The 15606-nt window shown below is 39.8% G+C and carries 17 protein-coding genes and 1 pseudogene; 6 read left to right on the forward strand and 12 right to left on the reverse strand.

The genetic code is table 11. The features are described 5' to 3' along the window. Positions 1-128 precede the first annotated feature (128 nt). A pseudogene (locus DYI81_RS04805) lies at positions 129-452 on the forward strand (triacylglycerol lipase); the annotation flags it as partial. A 60-nt stretch (positions 453-512) separates the two neighbouring features. Here DYI81_RS04805 and rplS read toward each other — a convergent pair. From rplS to ispH, 12 genes are all read right to left on the reverse strand, one after another. Beyond that, positions 513-887, reverse strand: a complete 375-nt coding sequence (rplS, locus tag DYI81_RS04810) for a 50S ribosomal protein L19 (protein WP_117006866.1) — start codon at positions 885-887, stop codon at positions 513-515. A gap of 142 nt (positions 888-1029) precedes the next feature. Next, positions 1030-1770: a tRNA (guanosine(37)-N1)-methyltransferase TrmD gene (trmD, locus tag DYI81_RS04815; RefSeq protein ID WP_117006867.1), complete on the reverse strand. Its 741-nt coding sequence runs from the start codon at positions 1768-1770 to the stop codon at positions 1030-1032. A 42-nt stretch (positions 1771-1812) separates the two neighbouring features. Then, entirely contained in the window at positions 1813-2361 is a 549-nt protein-coding gene (gene rimM, locus DYI81_RS04820) for a ribosome maturation factor RimM (RefSeq protein WP_106983964.1), read from the reverse strand. Positions 2362-2379: 18 nt separating this feature from the next. Continuing rightward, positions 2380-2637 carry a 30S ribosomal protein S16 gene (rpsP, locus tag DYI81_RS04825; RefSeq protein WP_005013161.1) on the reverse strand — a complete coding sequence of 86 codons (258 nt, stop codon included), beginning with the start codon at positions 2635-2637 and terminating at the stop codon, positions 2380-2382. Between the two features lie 150 nt (positions 2638-2787). Further along, entirely contained in the window at positions 2788-3261 is a 474-nt protein-coding gene (locus DYI81_RS04830; RefSeq protein WP_117006868.1) for a type IV pilin protein, read from the reverse strand. Then, complete coding sequence (locus DYI81_RS04835; RefSeq protein WP_117006869.1) at positions 3246-3722, reverse strand: prepilin-type N-terminal cleavage/methylation domain-containing protein; 477 nt, start codon at positions 3720-3722, stop codon at positions 3246-3248. Before DYI81_RS04835 ends, DYI81_RS04830 begins: the two co-directional genes overlap by 16 nt. Positions 3723-3734: 12 nt before the next feature. Beyond that, positions 3735-7337: a PilC/PilY family type IV pilus protein gene (locus tag DYI81_RS04840; RefSeq protein ID WP_171356311.1), complete on the reverse strand. Its 3603-nt coding sequence runs from the start codon at positions 7335-7337 to the stop codon at positions 3735-3737. Between the two features lie 13 nt (positions 7338-7350). Beyond that, positions 7351-8205, reverse strand: a complete 855-nt coding sequence (locus tag DYI81_RS04845) for a pilus assembly PilX N-terminal domain-containing protein (protein WP_117006871.1) — start codon at positions 8203-8205, stop codon at positions 7351-7353. After that, positions 8202-9146: a PilW family protein gene (locus DYI81_RS04850; RefSeq protein WP_117006872.1), complete on the reverse strand. Its 945-nt coding sequence runs from the start codon at positions 9144-9146 to the stop codon at positions 8202-8204. Before DYI81_RS04850 ends, DYI81_RS04845 begins: the two co-directional genes overlap by 4 nt. Then, positions 9147-9662, reverse strand: a complete 516-nt coding sequence (gene pilV / locus DYI81_RS04855) for a type IV pilus modification protein PilV (RefSeq protein WP_117006873.1) — start codon at positions 9660-9662, stop codon at positions 9147-9149. Next, the gene (locus tag DYI81_RS04860; protein ID WP_120363917.1) at positions 9659-10105 is read right to left on the reverse strand and encodes a prepilin-type N-terminal cleavage/methylation domain-containing protein; all 447 of its coding nucleotides are present in this window, start codon (positions 10103-10105) and stop codon (positions 9659-9661) included. The genes pilV and DYI81_RS04860 overlap by 4 nt, the downstream gene beginning before the upstream one ends. A 166-nt stretch (positions 10106-10271) precedes the next feature. Beyond that, positions 10272-11222 (reverse strand): 4-hydroxy-3-methylbut-2-enyl diphosphate reductase, encoded by a 951-nt coding sequence (ispH, locus tag DYI81_RS04865; protein WP_117006875.1) that lies wholly within the window; start codon positions 11220-11222, stop codon positions 10272-10274. A 134-nt stretch (positions 11223-11356) separates the two neighbouring features. On the opposite strand from ispH, the gene gmk reads away from it, so the two are divergent. From gmk to DYI81_RS04890, 5 genes are all read left to right on the forward strand, one after another. After that, on the forward strand, positions 11357-11980 hold the full coding sequence (gene gmk, locus DYI81_RS04870) for a guanylate kinase (RefSeq protein WP_106983957.1): 624 nt from the start codon (positions 11357-11359) through the stop codon (positions 11978-11980). A 76-nt stretch (positions 11981-12056) separates the two neighbouring features. Then, on the forward strand, positions 12057-12338 hold the full coding sequence (rpoZ, locus tag DYI81_RS04875) for a DNA-directed RNA polymerase subunit omega (RefSeq protein WP_004809957.1): 282 nt from the start codon (positions 12057-12059) through the stop codon (positions 12336-12338). A 219-nt stretch (positions 12339-12557) separates the two neighbouring features. Further along, the gene (locus tag DYI81_RS04880; RefSeq protein ID WP_117006876.1) at positions 12558-14663 is read left to right on the forward strand and encodes an HD domain-containing protein; all 2106 of its coding nucleotides are present in this window, start codon (positions 12558-12560) and stop codon (positions 14661-14663) included. Positions 14664-14740: 77 nt separating this feature from the next. Next, on the forward strand, positions 14741-15124 hold the full coding sequence (locus DYI81_RS04885; protein WP_106983954.1) for a RidA family protein: 384 nt from the start codon (positions 14741-14743) through the stop codon (positions 15122-15124). Positions 15125-15279: 155 nt separating this feature from the next. Further along, the gene (locus tag DYI81_RS04890) at positions 15280-15474 is read left to right on the forward strand and encodes a bacterioferritin-associated ferredoxin (RefSeq protein WP_117006877.1); all 195 of its coding nucleotides are present in this window, start codon (positions 15280-15282) and stop codon (positions 15472-15474) included. Positions 15475-15606 lie beyond the last annotated feature (132 nt).

A 15606-nucleotide genomic window follows, 5' to 3' on the forward strand; every position in this document is an offset into this window, starting at 1 on the left:
CGTTGAATTTCTTTGTCAGACATAGTGATCAGCATCTATATTTATATCCAGTCCATGGTGATAAAAACCATCATAAACTAGACATTTTTATTGGTGAGAATATAGACACTTTAAATGGGTTCTAACACATGCCAACGACGGCCTGCGGTGATGGAGCTAGCCTCGCCAACGGTATTCGCTTTTATTCTTGGACGGGCGTTTCGAATACCACCAATTTACTTGACCCAGACACAATTTTTACAGCCTTGGGTCCAATTGCCTTTAGTGGCCAACCCAATGATGGCTTAGTCAGTCGTTGTAGTAGTAAATTAGGCCTGACCATTCGTGATGACTATAAATGGAACCATTTCGATGAAGTCAATCAAGTGCTTGGCTTAAAAGGCTTATTTGCACCAGACCCCGTTGCGGTATTTAGACAACACGCGAATCGCTTAAAATTACAAGGCTTATAAAATATTGAAATAAAAAAATGCGCCAAATGGCGCATTTTTTCACTCGTATAAAACTTAAAATTAAGCTTTAACTTTACGAGCTGGTAATTTTTCGCGAATACGCGCAGCTTTACCAGACAATTCACGTAGGTAGTAAAGTTTAGCACGACGAACGTCACCACGACGTTTCACTTCGATACCAGCAACGATTGGAGAGTGAGTTTGGAAAACACGCTCAACACCAACACCACTAGAAATTTTACGTACTGTGAACGCAGAGTTCAAACCACGGTTTTTCTTAGCAATTACAACACCTTCAAATGCCTGAAGACGTTCACGCTCACCTTCTTTTACTTTTACTTGAACAACTACAGTGTCACCTGGAGCAAAAGCTGGGATATCTTGTTTAAGTTGCGCGTTTTCAATTACTTGAACTAAAGGATGCTTACCGCTCATGGGGTATCTCCAATTTATGTGGGCCAGAAGAGGTCTGAGATCCACTGGGGCTAGAGGCTAAAGCGCATAGACCCGATTGACTTTCCCTTTATACTTGACCGCTTCAATGTATAAAGAGCCTAATAATAAGATTTAAAAAATTTTAAATCTTGGAATCTTTCAGCCATTTTTTTTGCTGCTTACTCAACTCTACTTTTTCAACCAATTCTGGCCGACGTTCAAGTGTCCGTTGATAACGTTGCAAAAAGCGCCATTTTTCAATATTTGCATGATGCCCAGATTTTAAAACTTCAGGCACATCCAAACCTTCAAAATGATCTGGCTTGGTATATTGTGGGCAATCTAAAAGACCATCCACAAAAGAGTCTTGTACGTGTGATTGCTCATCAGACATTGCACCCGGAAGTCTCCGAATAATACTGTCCAATAAAACCATCGCAGGGAGTTCACCGCCAGATAAAACGTAATCCCCTATGGACCATTCCTGATCAACATATTTTTGGATCAAACGCTCATCGACCCCTTCATAACGACCGCAGAGCACAATCAGTCCATCATATTCGACAAAGTCTTGTACTGCTGGTTCATTTAAGGTTTGCCCTTGTGGTGACATATACACCACAGGAACACGAACTGCACCCGCTTGCGTTGCAAGCTCTTTAGCACGGTGGATTGCTTTTGCCAAAGGCTCAGCCATCATTACCATACCTGGGCCACCACCAAATGGACGTTCATCCACTCGTTTGTAATTGCCCTCAGCAAATTCACGAGGATTAATACAATGGACTTGTACTATCTCTTTCTTTGCTGCGCGCCCGCTAATACCGTAGGCTGTAATCGCTTCAAACATTTCAGGAAAAAGCGTTATGACTGCAAAAAACATCGCAGACTCCTCTATTTTCCTGCTGCGTCAATCCTTTAAGGATTAATAATCTACGCCCCAATTCACGTAGATACGACCAGCTTCGAGATCAACTCGCTGTACCACATCTTTATGCCATGGAATCATACGCTCTTCGCTATCGATACTGTCAGCAGTAGCGCGAACTACCATCACGTCGTTAGCACCTGTTTCAAACAATTCGTGGATTTGACCAAGATTCACTTCTTGCTCTTCTTCATTTAGACCTAACACTGTTAAGCCTTTTAAATCAGACCAATAATACTCGTCCACGCCTGCTTGAGGCAGTTGCGATTTAGAAATCCAAACATTTGCGCCGACCAAGTTGTCTGCTGCAGTGCGGTCCAAGACCCCTTTCAGCGCAACAACTAAGCCTTTGCCATGTGGTTTCCAGCGTTTTACATCTGCTGTTTGCCAACCTGCTTTGGTTTCAATGTACCAAGGCAGGTAGTCAAAGATGTTGCTCATAGGTTCTGTATTGGAATAGACCCAGAGCCACCCATTTAATCCATAAGCTGAACGTAGCTGTCCAATCTGAATACGATCTTCTGGAACATTCTGTGTTGGTGTCATGGGCAAGCTACTACCGTATTAAACAGCAGCTGCAGCTTTTTTAGCTTGAGCAGCTAAAGAAGCAACACGGTCAGACGGTTGAGCGCCTTGAGATACCCAATGAGCAAAACGGTCAGCATCTAAACGAAGTTTTTCTGCTTTACCTTGAGCTGTAGGGTTGAAGAAACCGATACGTTCGATGAAACGACCGTCACGTGCATTACGGCTATCAGTCACAATGATTTGATAGAACGGACGTTTTTTAGCACCACCGCGTGCAAGACGAATAACTACCATGATACAACCTTATAGTTTTTACGGATTATCCCTGTACCGACCATCGATACACTTCAAACCCCTTTCATAGAGGGCGATATTTTACGCTAAAATCATATAAAGGGAAAGGTTAATATTCACTTATCCACAGTTTTGAATTTGGTTCAATTGTTATGGTGATTGTGTCGTCCAACTCGTTGAGGAGTTAGGATCGCACCACATTACATCAGAACTACTCCAACACCGCATATCAGCTTGGTTTAAACCTAAATAACCATTCCCCAATTGCCCACCTACAGGTCGAGCAGACAATCTCCAAGTATTGGCTGTCACTGCATTTAAAGTAATGATATAAGTTGCTTGTTGATTTGGCGCAAAGCTGTATTCACCACTTGAATTTACGGTGTAACCAAGATTTGCAAGGGTTACCGCCGTACCATTCGGTGTAAAAGAGTAATTTGCCATTTTAAATCGTTGCAATTGCCCCGCAATATTAACCAATTCAGTTTGGACTTCAACACGCTTCGTTTTTTGCCCTGCATTTTTATATGACGGATAAGCAATGGCTGCAATAATCCCTAAAATTGCAATCACAACGATTAATTCAACAAGTGTTAAACCTTTCTGCTTCAAGGCAACTTCCATGTCTCTTCTCCCGTACCACACGTAGTGAATGTAACATTTGCGTACGTTTTATTTTTACAACTTGCACCACTACTATTGATTAAATAGCTATATAACTTACCGTCTGTAGCCAATGCTCGAATAACCCAATTACGCCCTAGAGGTGGAGTGGTTGCATTCAGTTTTTTCGTTGGATCATCACCATCCATCACTTCTATTTTGTATTTAGCCGTAGTTGCTGTTGCACCATAAGGTAAATACAACGGATCAGGAGAGAGTACATAACCTAAATAATTAAACTGCCTTGATTTTTGATGCTCTAAATCTTTGACAATTTTTTGAATTTCCTGCTGCACATTACTTTCTTGCGACTTGCGCACAAAAACTTGATAACTTGGCAATGCAATTGCAGCGACGATTCCAACAATCATCACTACAATCATCATTTCCAGAAGTGTAAAACCTTTCCAATGTCTCATCATTTACACTTCATCCTAGTTCTTTTCATACCAACTTTGTGGGATTAGTTGATTACTTGCTCTGTAGGTTGTACCTGTAATTTTATTACTTGATGGTAAAACACCTAAAGATGTGATAACGCGGCGAGATGTTGGATCAGAACCTGGTCCCATTGTAATACCTAATAGTCCTTTGCCTAATTCCAAGGTATTACCAGTCACATTATCTGTATTTTGACATTGACCATACGGCATACAGAAACGGTGCGCACGACTCGTACCATAAATACCAGCCCCACAACTTGCCGTTGAATCAGTGCCCTCTGCATTAAATGTACTTACATATAAATCATTATCAATTGCAATTAAATCACCTTGAACTTTTTCAATTGCTTTACGCCCTGTACTTGAGGTAAACGCGTAATACCAGCCTTTGTAGTTCGAAGTCTCTTTATTAGCAGCCAAATTTGCAGGGGCAGTCTGTCCTGATGTAATTGCATTTAATTCACGATTACTATCGGTAATCGCAAAAAGATTAGTTCGCGTAGGACTTGTTCCCAGTGTTGCTGTAGCAGGGGTCTTTGTCGTAACTACAGTGTCATAAATATTATATATAGCATCATCTGTTAAAGTCGTATTTAATGCTGTTGTTTCACCGTTTACAATATAAGTACCGTTCACTTGCTTACCTAATAGTGGCGTACTTCTATTCCCTGAACCAATACTGATTACAGCAAATAGACCGCCAGTTCCTTGATACACTGTAAATGCAGGCATTTCATAGAAGCGTGGGCTTACACCACCATCTACATGACCATTATAGATTCGTGTGATTTGAGATGCATAATTAGCTACAGTATCTGTAGCACCATGTGTGCTCTTTAAATCTACACGGAAAACCTGACCACCTAAATCGCCAAAATAAAGATGATCTACATCGCCATCACCATCGCGGTCAACCCCTTTAATTTGACTTACGACACTGTATTTTAGGTAATCACCATCTCCAATGAGTGTTGTTCCTGCTGTTGCAGGTGTTTTTACAGCATCATAAGTCGACCATAAAAACTCACCTGTGTTGGCATCAAACATATAAACGCCAGCACCCATGCCGTTTGTCTGATTATAGTTAAAGGTTTCATAACCAGGATCATATCCACCACCAACAAACATCACTAAACGGCGTTTGCCTTTCCATTGCACATTAGCAATGGTCGGTTTTGACCAGCTTTGCCCCATTTTTGCTAAGTTTGCATAACGTGCCGTTTCAGCTGTACTTGATGGAGTTGCGAAACCATCGACACTACTATTCACTGGGTTAATGCGGAACTTAACAGTAGGTGAGTCCATATTGGTCAAATCTAACGCATAATAACTCCGCCCCCCCATCCGCAGTCCGCCATACACCCATTGTTTACCAAACTTTGTAGCAGAGTCGTAAACCTTAAACGTTTCATCTGCCGTGTTATATACATATTCAGTATGAGCTGTCCAAGCACCATCAACACCATAGTACAAATGATTCATACCATTTGAACTAGTATTAGTTGCATCTACCGTTTGCGGTGGATCTAAAAATGCTTTTCCTTGGGTTGCCAGCATTTCTTGCGGCACAAATGCAAAGACTTCTTGCCCTGCAGTGTTTCCAACAGTCGTTATCTCATCTGACTTCCCAGCTTTTACAACATGCAACACGCCCTGCGTTGTACCAAATAAGATATAGTCATCCCTATTGGTTGTATCCATATATGCATCTCGTGCGGCCACAGCAGCAGTTGTTGCTGTTGCTGCTTGAGCCGCTTGGGCTGCCACATAAGAAACTTTACCTGCTTGAGTAAGTAATACAGGCGTTGAATGCATTACAGCGCCAATTTGACGTAGTTCACTGGTTGTTTGAGGCAGTTGACTTAGATCAAAGTTAGAAGTTAACCCTTGTACTTGAGCAGCCGTAATGTCATAACCAAGCAAACCTAAGTAATAGCCACGGTTAGTTGGATCGGCTTTAATATAGTCTTCATTAACAGCAGTTAATGTTGTGCCATTACTGGTAAATACTTTACGGTTTAAGCTTGAACCCGTTTTTTGAAGATTTAAACGACTTAGCAGGCCACCTAATGCTTTTAAGCTTTGCTGATTAGCCGTCAACGTCGTATTTGTAGCATAATTTGGCGTCCATAAATCTTCATTAGCCGTATTTAAAACACTAGCACTGCTAAATAAAGCGGTATTATTTTTATCTTTTAAGATACCACCAGAAACATTATATTTTTTTAGATTACCCGTCCAAGCACGAAAGTCTTCAGAAGGTTTTGGTTGAAATTGTGGGAAATATGCATAAGGCTGAATAACTGAGGTATTCAAAACATCTTGCGGAATAGCAGATGTACCTGTAGTAATCGCTGGGATTGGAATTTTAATAGAATTTACAAAGTTGGTCACACTATTAACAATATCATTGGTATTAGATGCACTATACCAACCGCCTTTACCAGCAACAGCAGCTTTTGCTGCAGCAAGTGTATTTCCTGAGAAAGATTGACTTAATGTATCATCAGTATAAGTTGTCGTTGGATTATAAATTACACTCTGACCATTTGAATTTGAAAAGTTAAAAGCTGTACCAAAACCTACAACTGCTGTTTTAATCTCTACATTGCTATTATTTTTTTTCTGTTGAGAGTTTGCAGCCATAGATTGCACACATGACCACGAATCTGAATCTCCGCCCGTACACTGCGTATCAGTTAAAGCAAACGTATTACGCACTTTCGCATTGTATGTAGTTTTAGCTGATGATGGGTTATCTCCGGACGGATCACCATCCGTTAGATAATACACACCGTACCCAGCACAAGCAGTTTCAGTATTAGGGCTTGATATATGATCAAATAATCCTGATATACCTGTAGCATATGCACGCGCAATAGGCGTACCACCTGTAGCACTCCAAGTTTTTATTTCATTCAATAATGCCCCTCTATTTTCAGAATTCAACACCAGTGGGTTTGACTTAATTTCAGGAGTAGAATTTCGAAATGTTGTAAGACCAATTGATGATGTTGGCGGTAAAGGAGTATTTTCTGTAGCAAGTTTCCCACCATCGACAGAAGAATTTCCAGCAATTAAATCAAATAAGCTCCGCTTTAACATTGTTACACGGTCAGGGCAACTATAGGCTTGCTGAAGCTGTGAAACCCAAACTTTCTTCAACTCCCATCCAACCCATTTCCACTCCCAACCTCCGAAATCACGACTCTCTTTCAAACAGTTCTTCGCTTCAACTTGTGAAGTAATTTGAGCTCGCCTAGTAGTACTTAATCCACCAAACGTGCTCTCATTGATATAACAATATGAACCATTAAAGTCATAATTCACTCCCCCTAAAACACTACGAACAACTAAGCTCTCACTGGTACAACTTGTATTTGTTCCAAAAAAATCTCGTTGCACCGACTTATCTATTGACTGTGACATAGATCCAGATAAATCCAGCACAAACATTAATGTCGCACCACCATTTGTCGGCGCTTTATAAATCTCAATATCACTGGCATAAGTCGTTGCTGTTTGACACAACATTGCAGTTGAGAGAGCAGTTAAACCTGTTACTAAACCTTGTTTATATTTTTTGGTTTTCATTTTCATGTCCTCATTATTTGCTTAATGTCTGCGTCAAAGCATAATTGGCAACTTGTGTATGGGTAGGTACACCTAAATTTGATAAGCAACTTGAAACTGTGACTTTTGACAATTGTAAGTTTGCTTTTGTAGCCTCATTAGTGGCTTTATCTGCTGCTGATGTTGCTGGGTCATTAATCTTGCCATTAGCAGTCTCAATATCAACATCCAATTCACCTTGCTTAGTACTTGGGATACTATTAAAACGTGAATTAAAACATGCATTAATTTTGCTATTTAAGTCGGTAGAACTTAATGTTGAGGCACTTAAGTTTGGAAAAATCGACGTTGCATAAATTGTATACATCTGAGCAGGATCTTTTTTTGAAGACTCAGGATCAGTTCCCTTTTGCATATATTGGAAATCTACTGCATCCTTTGTGTCCATGGCTTTTACAGCAATCTGCGTAATTACAGCACTACGACCCGAGGTAAAAAAACCGCTTTCAACCTTACAAAAACCACCACTACTCAAACCATCATTTTTAATAGATGTACCATTCCAACTAATTAAACTTGAATTGGTAAGATTAAAAAAATTGGTATTACCAGATTTAAAACAAAATACTAATTCTTTACCAACATTATCTTCACCCTTGATATAACCAAACATTCCGTTTAAGGCCATATTTCTCATTAACTGGTCAGGATCTTCAATTTTAAATAATGCAGCATCTGAGTTTTGCAAAAGCAACTGTTGCGCTTGGCTCAATGTTGAAACCTTTAGTGATAAAACACTAGAGCGAATAGCCAAACTTCCAATGACAGTAATTGCAACAAGTAAAACCAAGACGATAATAAGCGTCGCACCCCGTTGATTTCTTATCATGAGCGACTCCCTAAAGCATTTCTTAACGCAACAGTTTGCATAATCGGTGTTCTAACATAACGATTCGGAAAGGTTGTTTTTTGAGTTATAGTCTGCCCAAACATTGAAAACTCTTGCGAAGTTGATACTGCTCGCTCAACGCTTGTATCTTGTGCTCTTGCAATCACACCTAACTGTACGGCAAGAATACGAGGTTTAGTTGTCGTGAGTGCGTTATAATCAAGCACCGTCATATACTTCTTCCCACTTGTATCCTGTACTAGGAAGCGGACACGAAATAAATCAACACGCTTCATAATAATTTCACCACTACCATACAAACCCGCTGTATTTGAAGACTCTAACGCTGTTGCTACAGTTAGTCCTGATGAGTACCGACTTGATGCACAAGCCAATGCTGACTTTTCAGCATCTGTACCACTACCATTCGTATCAGTGCGTACAAAATAACGTTCTAAAATATAAATATTGGTACTATCAATTACTTTCCCTTCGCAATCATAACCACCTATTTCAGTAGGTCGATATTGAATGACCAATTGATCATTCACTGCATCGTCAAAACTTGCAGGAGTTGTCGTAGCATTTTTTATACGCATATTACTGGTGTTAGTACTAATATTTGCCGTTACAAATTTGCTATTAAAATTAGTATTCAAGACTAATTTATTACTAACATTCGCTGAACTAAAAACAATACCAGAGAAGTTAGAAGTATTACTCAAGCTGGCTGAAGGGCTATTTAAATTAGCTTTGCGAATATTTTTTGCAATGTAGTTCAAGCCAAAGTTCTGGTCATCTTGTAAATCTGTCGTATTTTTTTGCATCGCAACGTTACGTTGACCACTTAGAAATAGTAAAAGTGCAGCAGCAACGATAATCAGCCCAAGAACAATCGAAATCATTAACTCAACGAGTGTGAAACCGGTTTGCTTTTTCATTTAGTAAACCTCCATCATTACACACGTTGAATTTGCTCTATATGCATTTCCATTCACACAGGAATTCGCATTAGAACTACTATTTGTAGGCAAAGTACTTCCCCAAGCAACAAATAAACATTGTCGCCCTGTTGTATTAGGACAAGCAGACATCCCCAACGTCATGCCATACTGCGTCGCATATGTTGATATTTCAGCCACATCAAAATCAGCAAGTTGAGCTTCATTGCAAGCTGAAGATGCACAGTCTGGAGTCGTACTAGCACGCGATTGCGTACCTGCGAGTTCTGTTAAATAAGTGTTTGTTGTACCATCCCAAGCAGTACGATTCACTCTCACGCGCTCAGCAAGATCTCGTGCAATATTAATTGCCTGAATACGCTGAGTACCTTCTACCGTTGCTTCCATTGCCCGGACCTGCAACATCACATAACCCAATACACCAATAGCTAAAATAATGAGCGCCACCAAAACTTCAACCATACCAACACCCTTTTGTGATGATCTTGCGCTCATGGACAACTCCCATCTTCAATTTTTTCAATTTGACCAAATTTAGTTAAGGTTATTTTTTTAGAACTTGTCGGATTAGTCGTTGAAGCACCTGAAGTTTTACATAATTCAACAACTGAAAATGTACTCACAAGTACCCCATTTCCATCAAATTTAAGCTCATCATTCGCTGGAGTCTTTAAAGCAACCTTACCTTCTTGCATCCAATTTAAAGTCGTCGGTGCATTATTGGCAGAAGACGCTAACTTTAAAGTAATTTGTCTTTTCTCCAAAATTGCTTTAGTTCTTGCTGCTTTAATCTCTTGAGTCAATGTATTTGTACTTTTCTTTAAATTTTGATTTAAGCTTATGGAGTTAAAAGAAGGTACTGCCATAGTTGCAATTATTGCTAATATTGCAATCGTGACCATTAGTTCTATAAGAGTAAATCCCTTACTTTTATACATGCACACTCCAAAGACTAAAAAACCAAATACCCTATTACAAATCATAGCGTGTTCACGTACAAACCAATTACAAATAGGGATAAAAGGTATAAAAAAACAGATAATTGCTAAAAAGCAATTATCTGTCAAATGTTTAAAAATATCAGAATGTTAAATAATTAACACTTTAAGCTTGTGTTACAGGAATACGTAACTCTTTCGGTAAACTAAAGGTAATGTTTTCTTCCCGACCAGCCAATTCCTGCGGCGCTTTTGCCCCCCAATCTTGTAACCGCTGAATCACTTGCTTAATTAAAATTTCAGGTGCAGATGCACCTGCTGTCACCCCAATTTTTGAGTTTTCTTCAAACCATTCTTTTTGCAATTGCTCAGCATTATCGACCAAATAAGCATGCTTACCCATACGTTCAGCTAGTTCACGCAAGCGATTCGAATTTGACGAATTTGGTGAACCTACCACCAATACCACATCACATTGTGTCGCTAAATCACGAACTGCATCTTGACGGTTCTGAGTTGCATAGCAAATATCATCTTTACGTGGACCCTGAATTTTTGGGAATTTTTCACGTAAAGCATCAATCACTTTTGCAGTATCATCAATTGATAAAGTCGTTTGCGTTACAAAAGCCACATGTGATGGATCTTTAATTTCTAAAGCACCAACATCATCTTCATCTTCCACCAAATAAATAGAACCACCTTGTTTGGTGTCATATTGCCCCATAGTCCCTTCTACTTCTGGATGCCCTTCATGACCAATTAAAATGGCTTCGACACCCTCTCGAGCATACTTAGTAACTTCAATATGCACCTTAGTCACTAAAGGACACGTTGCATCAAAGACTTTTAGACCACGGCGCTCAGCTTCCTGTTGCACCGCTTTTGAGACACCATGTGCACTAAAAATCACAATATTATCATCAGGAACTTCATCCAGTTCATCAACAAAAATGGCGCCACGCTGACGAAGATCATCCACCACAAATTTGTTATGTACCACTTCATGGCGCACATAAATGGGCGGGTTAAAGCATTCTAAAGCCCGATTGACAATCGCAATGGCACGGTCAACACCAGCACAAAAACCGCGTGGATTGGCTAAAACAATTTCCATAGAATCCTCAATGCCCATTCAATAATTTGGATATTCAACTGAAATAAATGTAAACAATAGATGTCTAACTCTTTAGTTTAAAGCGTGTCTGCTCTAAAATAGAGAAGATATTTTATCATATCAGGAAAAATATCATGTCGGGTCTCTTGTTTGTCGTTTCTGCAGCGTCAGGAACAGGCAAAACATCCCTCGTTAAAGCCCTACTCGAACGTGTAAACAACTTACATGTTTCTGTATCTCATACCACTCGTGGCCAACGCCCTGGTGAACTCGATGGTGTTCACTATCATTTCTCAAACAAAGATGATTTCTTGGCTTTAGTTGCGAAAGGTGGCTTTATTGAATATGCAGAAGTATTCGGCAACTATTACGGGACTGCGCAACAAACTGTAAAAGAACAACTTGAGAAAGGTCACGACGTCTTGCTCGAAATTGACTGGCAAGGTGCAGAGCAAGTTCGTAAGCTTTTTCCTGAATCAAAACAAATTTTCATTTTACCGCCAAGCCAATTTGACTTACGTCAACGCTTATCTAACCGCGGTACAGATTCTGTAGAAGTCATTGAGCATCGCTTAAGTTGCGCAGTAGAAGACATGCAACAATATACAAACTTTGACTATGTCATTATTAATGATGACTTTAACAAAGCCCTGCATGATCTAGAAGCTGTCATTATTGCGAATCGTTTGGTGCTGAATCAACAAGCCAATCGACACCAAGAGTTGATTCAAAAGCTAATTACTCCGACTTCGTTGTGATTAAAACTTGAGTCTATAGCCAAAGACTCTTATACTGCACAGTCTGTTAAAATTTATTATTCAAACGAGATTTCTTATGGCACGCGTAACCGTTGAAGATTGTTTAGACCATGTAGACAACCGCTTTGAGCTTGTACTAGTGGCAAGCAAACGCGCGCGTCAATTAGCACGTCAAGGCATTGAACCTACTGTTGAATGGGACAATGATAAGCCGACTGTTGTTGCACTTCGTGAAATCGCTGAAGGCCATGTATCTAAAGATATTCTAAAGCAACGCGATCAAGACTACCAAACTTCAAGCCTTGATCTTGCACTTTCAGCAAACAATCTTAACTTGGATGGTTTTTCTTTCCAATAATTATAGATTGATGTAAAAAAGCCTAGTTTTTAACTAGGCTTTTTTATGTTCATGCTTTTATATTTGACCAATAACAGTTATAAATAAACAGATAGAAATGCTGTGCAGATGTTGGTTTTTTTCATTTTTTTGAATGAATAAATTGACAAGTCATGCAATATGCATTTCATTAGAGGATTAACCGTTTCATTTGTAAAATTTAGTAGTAAAAGGTGTTTTATGCCAGGCCCAGAGGTCAGTCAAGCCAAGCAACAGCTGAAAATCATTATCGACGCTTATCTACCAGAAAGTGATGTCGAACGTGTGCTTGAAGCTTGCGACTATGCCGACATCGCGCATGATGGCATTACACGTAAAAGCGGTGAACCCTATATTCTGCATCCTATCGCGGTCAGTTGTATTTTGGCCCACATGCGCATGGACTCAGAAACACTGATGGCTGCGCTTTTGCATGACGTTATTGAAGACACCGATTTTAGCAAAGAAGATATTAGCGAAAAATTTAGCAAAACAGTTGCAGAGTTGGTGGATGGCGTAACCAAGCTGAGCCAATCCAGTGATAAAGAATACAATAAAGCCGCGTCCTTCCGTAAAATTCTGCAAGCCACCCTACAAGATCCACGTGTCATTATTATTAAATTAGCCGACCGCTATCATAATATGACTACACTTGGCGCATTACGTCCCGATAAGCGCGCCCGTATTGCCAACGAAACTTTTGAAATTTTTGTACCCATGGCCCGCCTTGTTGGTATGAATGAAATGGCGGACAATCTAGAGCATCTGTGTTATCAAAATTTAGACCTCGACATGTATAACAACGTCCAAGTCGCTCTAGCACAGACCAAACCAAAACGTTGTGAATACCAAACCAAATGGGAAAACAACCTCAACACCCTACTCCAAGAACACCACATCGCCGGCCGAATTAAAAAGAAAAATAACAATATTGAGCTCTTACGCCACTTCGTTAAAAATGACATCGATTTGCAAGAGCTAACTCATAGCCATGCATTTGAAATTATTCTACAAAGCATTGCAGACTGTGACCGTATTGCAGAAATCCTTCGAGATAGTTTTCAAGTACTTCATTATGCCGATCATATTCGTCGCCCACTCCCTGGTGGCAATCAATCCTTAATGATGCGCTTGAAAGGTGAAAAAACAACGCTATCGCTTACCATTCAGACTGAGTTAATGCGCAAGGCTGCCCGTTTTGGTGTGGTTTTAGGTGAAAATGCACCCCAAGCTTGTCGCTCAGCCATTCAAGCATCTATGCAAAACCTCAACGTATTAGTTGATGGGGAATGTGCTAAAACAACTTTTAGTGAATTATTAGATTATCTTCATCAAGAAAAAATCTGGGTCTATACCCCACAAGGTCATTTACACGAATTACCTCAAGGGGCAACTGCAGTTGATTTCGCGTACTCAGCCAGCCTATTTTTAGGTAACCATGCTGTAGGTGCAAAAATTAATGGTGAAACAAAGCCATTATCAACACCACTCATGAGTGGTCAAGTCATTGAAATCATCACGGATGTACTCGCTACGCCTAACCCCGATTGGCTAAGTTTTATTAATACGCAAAAAGCACGTCGTGCACTACAAAATATTTTGCGTGATCAAGATTTAGATGAACAACGTCTGGTTGGGCAACAAGCCCTCAACCGAGCGCTCAAATTATTTAATCGCTCTGTGAACGATCTCACTACAGAAGATTGGCAAGATATTTTAAATTGGCGTCATATTGCAGATCAAAATCAGCTATTTGAACAAATTGCTGTGGGTGATTTATTACCACAATTGGTTGCTAATCATTTGTTTGCACAAGATTCAACACATAGCTCTACTGGCTCAGATCGCCTTATTCAGGGCACTGAAGGTGTAGATGTTAAATATGCACACTGTTGCAACCCTGTGCTTGGTGATCAAATTCAAGGGCATTTATCACGTAGAGGCTTGATTGTGCACCGCTCACGTTGTCACAACCTCCTACATGAGCAACACATGCATCCTGAAAACATCATGCCTTTACAATGGAATGCTGAAGAAATTGAAGATATTAGCTTTAGTGCTTTCCTTTGTATTAGTATGAGCATGACGGATGAGCAAATTTCAGAATTAATCTATCAATGCCGTAAAGAAAAAGTAGGGGTAGAATCCGTTCGTACACACGAAGGAAAGACATACGTTAATATTGTCGTGCATGACCGAAAACAAATTGCGAAAATTATTCGTGACTTACGTATGCTGTTTGGTTTCCCTCGTATTTCACGTTTAGCACAGCCTATCAATTTTGCAGAAACATCGAAAGCAAGTTAATGTGCATGATCAGACCTAAATATGCGCAACTGCATAAGAGATCTTGATTTTGCATGCCATGTTACAAGGAGAAAATGATGTCCCGCCAAGTGATCCATACTGAAAATGCACCTGCTGCAATTGGTACTTATTCACAAGCTATTTTAACTGGAAATACATTATACCTTTCAGGTCAAATTGGCTTAGATCCGTATAGCATGGAGTTGGTTGAAGGCATCGAAGCTCAAGTACGTCGTGTTTTTGATAATCTAAAAGCAGTTTGTGAAGCGGCTGGTGGAACTTTAGCAGATATTGCAAAATTAAATATTTTCCTTACCGACCTCTCTCATTTTCAACTCGTTAACCAAATCATGGGCGAATATTTTGCTCAACCCTATCCTGCACGTGCAGCCTTAGGTGTCGCAGCACTACCCAAAGGTGCTTTAGTGGAAATGGATGGTGTGGTTGTTATTAATCAATAAGATACCTTCTTATAAAAAAGACCACCGATAGAGTGATCTTTTTTTATTCAAATTCCCAATCACCATAAATTAAAAATGAAATGATTTTAATTGACAAACAATAATAATTATCAATAATATTACTTATCTTATTCATTCACTGTGGTTGTCGTCAAATGTACGTTTGTTTGTGCCGTGGTATTACAGATCAAGACATTAAAGATGCCATTGCCAATGGGGCTGAAAGTTATCGCGAAGTGCGTGACTTACTTGACCTTGGTACTTGCTGTGGTCGCTGTGCACCTGAAGCACGTGCAATCATTAGTGAAGAAGTTGCTATGATTGCCTCTAGACTCGCAATCGCGGCTTAAACCAAATAATCATAATGATAAATCAATAATCGTAAGATTATTCCTCCTCCCCCGCCATGACTCTAGGCGGGTTTGTTTTTTAGACCCTATTGTTTTTGATTGCGATTTTCATTTGCTGTTCAATAAAGTACT

The sequence above is a fragment of the Acinetobacter sp. SWAC5 genome, from assembly GCF_003419885.1.
Taxonomy (GTDB): Bacteria; Pseudomonadota; Gammaproteobacteria; order Pseudomonadales; family Moraxellaceae; genus Acinetobacter; species Acinetobacter cumulans.

Bases quoted from the DNA above. Each gene is read 5' to 3' on its own strand.
- rplS (WP_117006866.1), bottom strand. From the start codon at position 887: ATGAGCGGTAAGCATCCTTTAGTTCAAGTAATTGAAAACGCGCAACTT.
- trmD (WP_117006867.1), bottom strand. From the start codon at position 1,770: ATGTTTTTTGCAGTCATAACGCTTTTTCCTGAAATGTTTGAAGCGATT.
- rimM (WP_106983964.1), bottom strand. From the start codon at position 2,361: ATGACACCAACACAGAATGTTCCAGAAGATCGTATTCAGATTGGACAG.
- rpsP (WP_005013161.1), bottom strand. From the start codon at position 2,637: ATGGTAGTTATTCGTCTTGCACGCGGTGGTGCTAAAAAACGTCCGTTC.
- DYI81_RS04830 (WP_117006868.1), bottom strand. From the start codon at position 3,261: ATGGAAGTTGCCTTGAAGCAGAAAGGTTTAACACTTGTTGAATTAATC.
- DYI81_RS04835 (WP_117006869.1), bottom strand. From the start codon at position 3,722: ATGATGAGACATTGGAAAGGTTTTACACTTCTGGAAATGATGATTGTA.
- DYI81_RS04840 (WP_171356311.1), bottom strand. From the start codon at position 7,337: ATGAAAACCAAAAAATATAAACAAGGTTTAGTAACAGGTTTAACTGCT.
- DYI81_RS04845 (WP_117006871.1), bottom strand. From the start codon at position 8,205: ATGATAAGAAATCAACGGGGTGCGACGCTTATTATCGTCTTGGTTTTA.
- DYI81_RS04850 (WP_117006872.1), bottom strand. From the start codon at position 9,146: ATGAAAAAGCAAACCGGTTTCACACTCGTTGAGTTAATGATTTCGATT.
- pilV (WP_117006873.1), bottom strand. From the start codon at position 9,662: ATGAGCGCAAGATCATCACAAAAGGGTGTTGGTATGGTTGAAGTTTTG.
- DYI81_RS04860 (WP_120363917.1), bottom strand. From the start codon at position 10,105: ATGTATAAAAGTAAGGGATTTACTCTTATAGAACTAATGGTCACGATT.
- ispH (WP_117006875.1), bottom strand. From the start codon at position 11,222: ATGGAAATTGTTTTAGCCAATCCACGCGGTTTTTGTGCTGGTGTTGAC.
- gmk (WP_106983957.1), top strand. From the start codon at position 11,357: ATGTCGGGTCTCTTGTTTGTCGTTTCTGCAGCGTCAGGAACAGGCAAA.
- rpoZ (WP_004809957.1), top strand. From the start codon at position 12,057: ATGGCACGCGTAACCGTTGAAGATTGTTTAGACCATGTAGACAACCGC.
- DYI81_RS04880 (WP_117006876.1), top strand. From the start codon at position 12,558: ATGCCAGGCCCAGAGGTCAGTCAAGCCAAGCAACAGCTGAAAATCATT.
- DYI81_RS04885 (WP_106983954.1), top strand. From the start codon at position 14,741: ATGTCCCGCCAAGTGATCCATACTGAAAATGCACCTGCTGCAATTGGT.
- DYI81_RS04890 (WP_117006877.1), top strand. From the start codon at position 15,280: ATGTACGTTTGTTTGTGCCGTGGTATTACAGATCAAGACATTAAAGAT.